We start from the raw sequence: 10329 nt of genomic DNA on the forward strand, positions 1-10329 counted from the left end.
ATCGATCAACACAGAAATGGAGATGGAACATGAGCGCATTGCAGGGAAAGCGGGCGTTGGTGACGGGCGCGAGCCGCGGGATTGGCGCCGCGATCGCAAGGCGGCTCGCCGCCGATGGCGCGAACGTGGCGATCACCTATGAACGTTCGGCCGACAAGGCGCAGGCGGTGGTCGCCGAGATCGAGCGCTTGGGCCGGCGCGGATTTGCGATCAAGGCCAACAGCGCCGATGCCGCCGCGGTCAAGACGGCCGTGGATCAAGCCGCCGAGGCGCTCGGCGGTCTCGATATCCTCGTCAACAATGCCGGCATCTTCAGGGGCGGACCGATCGACGAACTCAGCCTCGAAGACATCGATGCGACGCTCGCGGTCAACGTCCGCGCTGTGGTGGTCGGATCTCAGGCGGCGGCAGCGCACATGGGCGAAGGCGGCCGCATCATCTCGATCGGCAGCAATCTGGCGACCCAGGTGCCCGGTCCCGGCATGAGCCTCTACTCGATGAGCAAATCCGCGCTGATCGCGTGGACAAAGGGCCTGGCGCGCGATCTCGGCGGCCGCGGCATCACCGTCAACATCGTACATCCGGGCTCGACCGACACCGACATGAATCCCGCCGAAGGCGAGCAGGCGGCCGCCCAGCGGGCCCGGATGGCGATCCCCCGCTACGGCAAGGCAGAGGACGTCGCAGCGCTGGTCGCATTCGTCGCTGGGCCGGAGGGGCGCTCGATCAACGGCACCGAGCTTACCATCGACGGCGGCGCCAACGCGTAGGCGGCCACCCCGCATCGCCAGCGGGTGATTGCAACGGGCCCTGATCGTACTTGCAAGGGCACCAATTGAGACAAACGCCGCCGGGAGACCGTATTTCGAGCCCGGCGGTGCAGTTTGTGAATTGCCGAACGCTCAGAGCGAGCTGATCGAAAGCTTCATAAAGGCGTCAAGCAACGACGGTATTTTGGTAGCCTCAAAATTGATTTCTTTTGCATATGGATGCTCGATGACCGACGAGAAAGTCGCCCGTCTGCGGGCCCATGACAGCAACATCAGCCGATACCGGCGGCTGCTGGCGACCAATCTTACGGATCTTGAGCGTGGGTTTGTCGAAAGGCGGTTGAACGAGGAATGGTCGGCCGTGCAAAGCTTGGCCAATCCCGAAATTTCAACTTGTCGCTTCGACTGGAGCGGCCCGCCAATGTGATCGCGGCGGGCTCTCGTCAGGGCTTCGCTTTCGCCAGCCCCGGCGTCCGCCAGGGCTGACGGAGTTCGCCAAATTCCTCGACGGTCGTTTCCAAGACAGATTTTGCGCGACTCCTCGGGCCCAAGGCCGCGCGGGTCGCGGGGGCCCGGTCCGATGCCGCCATAATCCATCGCGCGCATCGACGGGACTTGAGAAACTGCTGCTATAAGAGCATCGCTGCCGCCACGGCCCGGTGGTCCTTATTGTGCCGGAGGGGAGTCCATGAAGCTCATCTATGCTGGCCTACTGTTGGCCGCAGTATCCTGCCAATGCGGCGAGCGCTGCTATGCCCAGCAGGGCTCGTTGGGCCCCACCGATATAGACGGCTTCTATCAGCCTCCAGCGGAAGCCATCCCTTCTCTTCCGCAGCAACGGACGGCCCGCAAGCGGAGGGACGAAACGGCGCAAGGTTCGGCGTCAAAATCCACGAACTGGGAGGAAGAAGCAGCGCGCCAGCGGGCTGATGACGATCAGCTCAGGCGCAAACTGAATATCTGCCAGAACTGTGTTTCGCCGAACCAGAAAGGCAAGCCGGCAGGCTTCTAATCTGTGAAGCCCGTCCGACGTCGGTCCCCGGCCGCAACGGAAAACCATGTCGCCGCTGGCGGTCAACCGGGCTAAAGTGCTCTGGTCAGCTTATCGCGAAGATGGGCATGCGCTCGCCGACACCGCGGAGAGTCATCACCTGAGGTTGGGCATCCACCCCGCGCGACGAAATGAGTCGGGCCGATTCCGGATCCTGCACCACCGCCTGGGTGGCGAAGATGCTGTCGCCTGTGGCCAAAGCCTGCACCCGCGATGCGATGTTCACCGTCTGGCCGAAGTAATCCTGCCGGTCGTTCAGGTTCACCGCAAGACAGGGCCCCTCGTGAATCCCGATCTTCAGGATCAATTCCTCCGCGCCCCGCCGGACATTCAGCGCTCGCATCGAATCGCGCATCTTGAGGGCGGCGGAGACGGCGCGGTGCGGCACCGGGAAGGTCGCCATTACGGCGTCACCGATGGTCTTGACCACGGCGCCGGATTCAGACGCCACGATTTCGTTCAGGATCTGGAAATGCGAGCGCACCAGATCATAGGCGACGAGATCGCCGACGCGATCGTACAGGTCGGTCGACCCCTTCAGGTCCGTGAACAGGAACGTCAGGCTCATGATCTTGAGCCGCTGCTCGACGTCGAGGCTCTCCGTCCGATAGAGGTCGCGGAATGTCTGGTTCGTCAGCAATCGCTTGGCGGTAAGGAAGGGGCGGCGGCCGCCGATCAGCCGCTCCAGCTCCGGGCCCGTCACATAGACGCCGACCAGAATCCGGCGCTCCGTTCGGTTGTCCAGCAGAAGACGCAATGGACCCGGAGACAGGGTGATGCGGCTGAGGCCGGTAGGGGCGTTCATGAAGATCATCGAGAGCTCGCGGCGTTCCGCCGTCGGTTCGCCTGAGGTCTCGATCAAATGGGCACTATGGGTCACCGGGTCGAAGACGATCACGGGCTGCGCCGGAAGTTGCAGAGCCAGAATCATCCGTTCGCCGGCGTGCAGCTCGATCGTCTCCAACACAGCCTTACTGGCGAGCTCAGCGAACGCGTCCGGCTTGGGGGAGACGACCCCCGTCCCAAAAAAGACCTGCCGGTGATAGTCCCAGAAGCCGAGTTGGTCCGGAGAGTGGGCGGCGATGCGGCGAATCCGTGGGCTGACCGTGAAGCTGACCTCCACCGTTTCGTCCAGCACCGGCTCGCTCGCCACCCCGCAGAAAGCGCAGTGGTAGTCCTCCTTCTGCACGCTCCGCAACGTGGCGTTGGCGCCGAGGATGCCGCCGCAACTCGGACATAGAATGTTCCAGGACATCTCGAACAGCCCAAGCCGCGATGCGTGCAGAAGGGCCGCGATGACCTTTTCCTCGTCCAGGCCGCTGCCGGCAGCGAAGGCCACGGCATTGAGCCGAGCGAGTTCCTCGTCACGGCCATTCTGGACGAGATTACCGACGGCATCGACCACGACGGGGTCGGCCGAGCGGCGCAAGGCGTCGAACAGGGTGTCGCTATCCTGCATGTGCCGAGCATACCTCAAATGTCCGGCGACGACACTCGGCCACTAGGGTCGCAGTGCGTCGATAGCATGGGCGATAAGAATACCGACGCTCAATATAATCAGACATGAAATTACGGCATCAAACATGCCTTTAGTGGATGATCTCACCCCTGATCAGTCAAAAAGATTCGACCGCAGGGGAACATTTCCGGCACTGTCGATGCGTCCAGGCCACAACCCGCGTCGTGTGAGATCAAGCGAGCGCTACGTAGCCTCGAACACGATCAAGATTGTCGTTTCCCCTTCCGAATGGTGGCGGCTACGACCGCGGTCGACAGGTTCTGATCGCTGACGGCGCCAACGGCGCTCACCCGGGGCGCAATAGGTCAGTGCAATGGCAACAAGCCCATTGAAGGCCAGCCAAGCCGCAATGACCTCGAAACAGGTTACAGTGTAATCCACCGACCACCCATCAAGCCGTCGGCCCCTGAGATAGGCCACGACGTCTTTGTGTCGTTATGGTGGTCACAACGAATGTAATCTGTGATTCAGGGCTAACCGTACCAAATGAGCAACAGGAAATTTCGCGCTCACACCCTGAAATGCTTGGAGAGCTTCAGGCCCTGGGCCTGGTAGTTCGAGCCGATGCGCTGACCGTACATCGCATCGGGCCGGGCAAGCATCTTCTCATAGACCAGGCGGCCGACGATCTGGCCGTGCTCGAGGATGAACGGCACTTCGCGCGAGCGCACTTCCAGCACGGCGCGGGCGCCCTGACCGCCGGCGCCGGCATAGCCGAAGCCGGGATCGAAGAAGCCGGCATAGTGCACGCGGAATTCACCGACCAAAGGATCGAACGGCACCATCTCGGCGGCGTAGTCCGGCGGTACCTGCACAGCTTCCTTCGAGGCGAGGATATAGAACTCGCCGGGATCGAGGATCAGGCTGCCGTCGGGGCGCGCCCGGATCGGCTCCCAGAAATCATCGACCGGATAACCACCGCGGCGATCGACATCGACCACGCCGGTATGGCGCTTGGCGCGATAGCCAACGAAGCCGCCGGAATTCTCGCCCGAGAGATCAACCGAAACCGCGACGCCATTGGTGAGATCGGCATCGTCGATATCGACCAGGCGTTCAGCGTCATGCAGCGCGTCGAGCTCGTCGGCGCTGAGGATGGCATCGCCGGTGCGGAAGCGCACCTGGGACAGCCGCGAGCCTTCGCGCACCAGGATCGGAAACGTCTTGGGGCTGATCTCGGCATAGAGCGGGCCGTGATAGCCGGCCCCGATCATGTCGAAACGGCGCGTGCCGTCGGCGATCACGCGGGTGAAGACATCGAGCCGCCCGGTCGAACTCTTCGGGTTCGCAGCTGCGACGATCTCCGGCGGCAGTGCGAGGCTCTCGAGCAGCGGCACGATGTAGACGCAATTGGTCTCCAGCACCGCGTCGTCGGCGAGATCGATCTCGTGCAACTTGAGTTCGTCGATGCGCTCGGCAACGGTGGCGTCGGGACCGGGCAGAAAGCTCGCGCGCACGCGGTAGGCGATGTCGCCGAGGCGAAGATCGAGGCTCGCGGGCTGGATCTGGCTCTCCACGAAGGGATAGGCCGGCAGGATCAGGCCCGCGTCCGCCATCGCCGCGATCATGCGGTCGGGCAGGATCCCATTGGCATCGTCTTGCAGTACGAACGACACAGACGCGGTCCCTCAAGACGGCTTAGAGCCATAAAAGGCCCAAAAAATGGATTTTATCGGTTAGCCGATGCCCGCCTTGACGGAAAGGGCGGGAACGAATATCAGCATGACTTATCCCGTGGTGATTTGAGCCGGCCGGCTTGCAGCCACGTTAAATAAGTCGCTAAACAGGCCGGGGACCTCAGCGATCCCGGCCCTTCAGGCCGGTTTTTTTGTGACCATTTTCCCAAGGACGAAAATGGTCACGTTGGAGGTCCTAATGTCTGCAGCTACACGCTACCGCCCCGAAACCCGGCTGGTTCATTCCGGAACGCTACGCTCACAATTTGGCGAGACGTCCGAAGCAATATTCCTGACCCAAGGGTTCGTCTACGCCACGGCCGAGGAATGCGAGGCGCGATTCAAGGGCGAGGATCCCGGCTTCCTGTATTCGCGTTTCTCCAACCCCGACGTCTCGATGTTCGAGCGCCGCATGATCGAGCTCGAGGGCGCGGAAGCTGCGCGCGCGACCGCGACCGGCATGGCGGCGGTGACGACTGCGATCCTCGCGCCGCTGAAGGCCGGCGATCACGTGGTGGCCTCGAAAGCGATGTTCGGCTCATGCCGCTACGTCGTGGAGGACCTCTTGCCGCGCTACGGCATCCAGTCGACGCTGGTCGACGGGCTCGACCTCGACCAGTGGAAAAAGGCGATCCGGCCGAACACCAAGACCTGCTTCCTCGAGAGCCCGACCAATCCGACGCTCGACGTGCTCGACATCGGCGCGATTGCCGAGATCGCGCATCAGGGCGGCGCACGGCTGATCGTCGACAATGTGTTCGCCACCCCGATCTGGCAGAGCCCGCTGTCGCTCGGCGCCGACGTCGTGGTCTATTCCGCGACCAAGCATATCGACGGCCAGGGACGGTGCCTCGGCGGCATCATCCTCTCCTCCGAGGCGTTCATCACCGAGCATATCCATAACTTCCTGCGCCAGACCGGGCCGTCGATGTCGCCGTTCAATGCGTGGATACTGCTGAAGGGGCTGGAGACCTTGGCGGTGCGCGTCCGGGCGCAGACCGAGACGGCCGCGAAGATCGCGGATGCGCTCGCAAGCCATCCGAAGATCACGCGGCTCATCTATCCGGGCCGCGCCGATCATCCGCAGGCAGCGACCGTGAAGAAGCAGATGCGGTCGGGGTCGACCCTGATCGGGTTCGAGGTGAAGGGCGGCAAGGCCGGCGCGTTCCGCTGCCTCAACGGGCTCAAGATCTCGCGCATCTCCAACAATCTCGGCGACGCCAAGAGCCTCGTCACCCACCCCGCCACCACGACGCATCAGCGCCTGGGGCCGGACGCGCGCGCCGAACTCGGCATCAGCGAAGGTTTTATTCGTTTCTCCGCCGGCCTCGAGCACGCCGACGATTTGATCGAGGATTTTGCCCAGGCGCTGGAGACGGTGTGAACTCCGCACACACTGTCGTCCCGGCTTGACCCGGGACGACAGCGGGGTGGGCAGCAACAGCGGTATTACATCGGCCGATACGTCCGCACATCGGCCGGCACGTTGACGCCGAGCTTGATCTGACCGACCGACTTGATGATGTCGTCGCCGAGCAACTGGGCGAAACAGGCATAGCCCCAATCGTTCATGTGCAGGCCGTCGGCGATCACGAAGCTGTCGATCGGGATCGACTGTTTCTCGTGCCAGTCGCGCATCACTTCAAAGCGCGGGAAGATGCTGACATGGCGGAGCTCGGCGATGTGGTTGAGCAGCCGGATCATCTTGTTGGCGCTAGCGGCACGCTCGGTGACGCGCGGCGAATATTGGGGATCGACCAGCACGACGTCGGCGCCAGCCGACTGGATGCGCGTCACGCCATCCTCGACCATTTTTTCGGTCTCGCCGGGGTCGAGATTGCGCAGCACGGCATTGGTGCCGACTTGCCAGATCACGAGGTCCGGGCGGGCGTCGATCACCTCGGTCTGCAGCCGCTGCATCATCTCCGGCGCGTCCTCGCCGCCCCGGCCGCGGTTGACGACGCGGATGTCGGCGCCGGGATATTGCCGGTGCAGTTGCGCCGCGAGCCGGTTTGGATAGGTGAATTCCGGCGCCGAGGAGCCGTAGCCCTGGGTCGAGGACGAGCCGAAGGCGATGATCGTGACCGGCTGGCCCGAGGCAAGCTTGCTCGCGACGTGGGGCAGCGAGCCCATCGTTTTCGAGACGCCCTTCGGCGGCAGGCAGGGCACGCGGCGGAAGATGTCGCTGGCCGACTTCGCGACCTCCTTCACCTTGTCGATCGCCTTGCCAGCGATGCCCTTCTGGGCATCAGCCTCGGCGGCGGCCGCAGCACCGGACGAAATGGCCGGCGTGGATGGTTCCGATTTGTCGGATGGGGGGTGGGATTTCGCGCCGTCAGTAAGCGCGGCATGCTGGTCACCTTGCGCAACTTGCGCGTGCAGCGGCGAGGTCACGAGCATGGACGCCGTGACGGCGGCGGCCGCCACCAGCCATGTGCTTCGACAAAAAGGGCGGTAGGTCCTCATTAACGCTGGTTCCCTTTAGTTCTGCTGCGCCGGTCCGAGGTGGGCCGCGTCGATCACGAATTTCGACAGCGCACGGCCGAGACAGGCATGCACCCGCTTGGCCAATTCCACGCCGTGGGCGGAGCTGAACAGGTCGAAATCACCAGCATCGTTCCAGTGATGCATGATGGCGAAACGATCAAACAGCGGGACATCATGTTCGTGCGCCGACACCCGCATATTATCTAGGTATGGTGATCCGGAAATCATGCTTTCGGTGCGGGGGCTGTACTGAAGATTGACCAGGACCACGTCGGTTCCCGCCTGTTGCAATGCACCAATTCCCGCATCCAGAGCGCTGCGAAAGTCGTCGGGATCGGTAGCTCGGATGGCATCGACGGTTCCCGTCTGCCAGATCACCAAAGTAGGCCTTTTTGCTTCCACCAGCTTAACGAGGGTGTCGGCTGTATCCCCCGTGGTTTTGGCGCCCTGCAGTTCTACGGACAGGTTAACGGTCGTGCTGGGCAGGCTTTCCTTCAGCGCAGCCTGCAACTTTGCCGGGTACGCGCTGGCCTCGGAAGAGGGAATCGTGGAGGAGCGGCTGCCGACCACCAGCACATTCAGCGGCTGGCCGCTTCGCACCGCCTCGGCGACCTTGCGCAACGAGCTCTCGGTGGCCAGCAGATTGGCCGGGACGTCGCAGATCTGCTCGGGATCGCCGGCGCGTGCCGGGGCCGCCGACAGATAACCGGCCAGCAATGTCAGGCCTAGCATAGTCCATAAGCCGGACTTCATACCGCCCCTCCCGCCAGGTCGGCATTGCCGCCGGCGCTCTTGTATCGCGCGGCACCTTTGTCGGCGGAGTGTTTGTACCACGAAATCACCCACGCCATGGCGCACATGATGACAATCCCGGTGACGCTGACCAGGAAGTGCATTCCGGCGCCGCCGGACACCTCGGCCAAGATGAAATGCCCGGCAAATGCCAGGAACACACCAAGGCAGAATATCTCAAGGGAGTGCTGGCCGCAGAGGATCAAAGGTCGCAGCCAGGGCGATTTCAGGCCCGGCCAATCCCGGGGCAGGACGCGGACGGTGATGGCCGCCAGCGCCAGGAAATGGGCAAAGCGCAACACGTCCAGATCGGTCTTGTTGATCGGATACATCCACTGCTCGATGCGGCGCGGCACGATGTGGCCGAGCTGCGGCAGATACCAGGACAGCGTGACCAGGAACGCCGCGAACAGATAGGCAATGCAGATCCAGAGCGTGATCGGGGAGGCCAGGATGCGCGACATCCTTCTTGCGCCGCCGAGCGCGCACCAGGCGCCGAACACGAACAATAGTTGCCAGGCGAACGGATTGAACGCCCAGACGCCGTTCGGATAGGCGCTGAGATAGAGGTCGAAATGCCAGGTCAGGACGTAGAGGCCGGCCGAGAGCGCCAGCGTCACGTCGGTCCGCCATTTCATCAGCCACAGGATCAAGGGCAGGAACAGCATCAGCACGATGTAGAGCGGCAGCACGTCCATGTTGACGGGACGGAAGCGCAATAGCAGCGCCTGCACGATGGTGACATCGGGCTGCTTGAGGAAATCCATGATCCCCATCTCTTCGGTGTAGAGCGGGTTCTCGAAGCGGGTGGCGACGTAGGAGATTTCCGCAAGAAAGATCGTGAACAGGAACACGTGGGCGACATAAATCTGCCAGACGCGGCGCAGGATGCGCGCGGTCGCCACCACGAAGCCGGCCTGAAGCATCGCACGGCCATAGACGAAGGCCGCGGTGTAGCCGGAGATGAAGATGAAAATCTCGGTCGCGTCGGAGAAGCCGTAATTGCGGATCGTGAGCCAGGTCAGAATGTTCGTCGGCAAATGGTCGATGAAGATCAGCCACAGCGCGAGCCCGCGGAACAAATCCAGCCGCAATTCGCGCTCGGAGGTTGCGGGCATCGTGATCGCGGGCGCGGCGGCGACCGCTGCGCTCGCGTCCTTGGCGTCGGCAAGCTGCGTTCCGGAAATTGGATCGGCAATCGACGTCATCGGGCACCATGACCGTGCGAAGTTTTGCGCCGCCCCGACTCAAAAGGATAATATCCGCCCGCCACTTGCGGACAAGATACGGGATTGACGCGGATGCTCGCGCCTTTAGAGCGGAACTATGGTCAAACGGGGATGAAAAACAGTAACCGCCCAACTTCGTCACCAAGTGCGACGATTGGTTCCGACGGACTTATTGGCTATGATGCGAGTTGAGGAGACTGGAAAAGTGTACCGCGCCGTCACCCGCGACATCGAAGTCACCGTCGAGCCGAACTTCCTGCCGGAACGTTCGTCGACTGAGAACCGGCAATATTTCTGGTCCTACACCATCGTCATCACCAATTCCGGCACCGAGACGGTGCAACTGCGCACCCGATACTGGCTCATCACCGACGCCACCGGCCGCCAGCAGGAAGTGCGCGGCGAGGGCGTGGTCGGCGAGCAGCCGGTGCTCGCGCCGGGCGAGCGCTTCGAATACACTTCGGGCGTGCCGCTGCCGACCGAATCCGGCTTCATGAGCGGGCGCTACCAGATGGTGAGCGAAAGCGGCGAACGGTTCGAGATCGACGTGCCGACATTTTCGCTCGACAGCCCGGACGGGAAGAGGGTGTTGAATTGACGAGCGCTCGCGCTCGTCATCATCGGGCTTGACCCGGTGATCCATCCCTTCAACGACAATCGTAGGGTGGGCAAAGGCGCTCTTGCGCCGTGCCCACCATCAACACTCCGCTCGAAATGGTGGGCACGCTTCGCTTTGCCCACCCTACGAGACTGTGAATCTTTTTATATCGGGCGCGTGGCAGCTGTGATTCTCTTCGCGGATTGA

The 10329-nt window shown here is 62.7% G+C and carries 10 protein-coding genes and 1 riboswitch; of the genes, 5 read left to right on the forward strand and 5 right to left on the reverse strand.

The window, feature by feature from the left end; translation table 11 throughout:
- The first annotated feature begins 29 nt into the window (after positions 1-29).
- The 3 genes from ACZXDY_RS30700 to ACZXDY_RS30710 all read left to right on the forward strand — a co-directional run bounded on the left by ACZXDY_RS30700 (position 30) and on the right by ACZXDY_RS30710 (position 1782).
- The gene (locus ACZXDY_RS30700) at positions 30-770 is read left to right on the forward strand and encodes an SDR family NAD(P)-dependent oxidoreductase (RefSeq protein WP_028163467.1); all 741 of its coding nucleotides are present in this window, start codon (positions 30-32) and stop codon (positions 768-770) included.
- A 226-nt stretch (positions 771-996) separates the two neighbouring features.
- On the forward strand, positions 997-1197 hold the full coding sequence (locus ACZXDY_RS30705) for a hypothetical protein (RefSeq protein WP_464348084.1): 201 nt from the start codon (positions 997-999) through the stop codon (positions 1195-1197).
- Positions 1198-1458: 261 nt separating this feature from the next.
- A complete protein-coding gene (locus ACZXDY_RS30710; RefSeq protein WP_464348085.1) occupies positions 1459-1782 on the forward strand; it encodes a hypothetical protein in 324 nt (107 codons plus the stop codon).
- A gap of 85 nt (positions 1783-1867) precedes the next feature.
- On the opposite strand, the gene ACZXDY_RS30715 is transcribed toward ACZXDY_RS30710, so the two are convergent.
- Entirely contained in the window at positions 1868-3280 is a 1413-nt protein-coding gene (locus ACZXDY_RS30715) for a DUF5939 domain-containing protein (protein ID WP_464348086.1), read from the reverse strand.
- 569 nt (positions 3281-3849) lie between these two features.
- Positions 3850-4908, reverse strand: a complete 1059-nt coding sequence (locus tag ACZXDY_RS30720) for a 2'-deoxycytidine 5'-triphosphate deaminase (RefSeq protein ID WP_246756955.1) — start codon at positions 4906-4908, stop codon at positions 3850-3852.
- A 156-nt stretch (positions 4909-5064) separates the two neighbouring features.
- Positions 5065-5144: riboswitch (SAM riboswitch) on the forward strand.
- A 71-nt stretch (positions 5145-5215) separates the two neighbouring features.
- Here ACZXDY_RS30720 and ACZXDY_RS30725 point away from each other — a divergent pair.
- On the forward strand, positions 5216-6400 hold the full coding sequence (locus ACZXDY_RS30725; RefSeq protein ID WP_456640685.1) for an O-succinylhomoserine sulfhydrylase: 1185 nt from the start codon (positions 5216-5218) through the stop codon (positions 6398-6400).
- A 65-nt stretch (positions 6401-6465) separates the two neighbouring features.
- Here the strand turns inward: ACZXDY_RS30725 and ACZXDY_RS30730 are convergent, their stop codons facing one another.
- From ACZXDY_RS30730 to ACZXDY_RS30740, 3 genes are read right to left on the reverse strand one after another with little or no spacing between them, the layout of a single operon-like run.
- Positions 6466-7482, reverse strand: coding sequence for an SGNH/GDSL hydrolase family protein (locus tag ACZXDY_RS30730; protein WP_464348087.1), 1017 nt, complete (start codon positions 7480-7482; stop codon positions 6466-6468).
- Between the two features lie 15 nt (positions 7483-7497).
- Positions 7498-8256 (reverse strand): SGNH/GDSL hydrolase family protein, encoded by a 759-nt coding sequence (locus tag ACZXDY_RS30735; protein WP_464348088.1) that lies wholly within the window; start codon positions 8254-8256, stop codon positions 7498-7500.
- On the reverse strand, positions 8253-9503 hold the full coding sequence (locus tag ACZXDY_RS30740) for an OpgC domain-containing protein (protein WP_464348089.1): 1251 nt from the start codon (positions 9501-9503) through the stop codon (positions 8253-8255). Before ACZXDY_RS30740 ends, ACZXDY_RS30735 begins: the two co-directional genes overlap by 4 nt.
- A 226-nt stretch (positions 9504-9729) precedes the next feature.
- Between ACZXDY_RS30740 and apaG the strand changes: the two genes are divergently transcribed.
- Complete coding sequence (gene apaG, locus ACZXDY_RS30745) at positions 9730-10122, forward strand: Co2+/Mg2+ efflux protein ApaG (protein ID WP_028163459.1); 393 nt, start codon at positions 9730-9732, stop codon at positions 10120-10122.
- Positions 10123-10329: the final 207 nt, after the last annotated feature.

This window comes from Bradyrhizobium sp. LeoB3 (assembly GCF_055456055.1).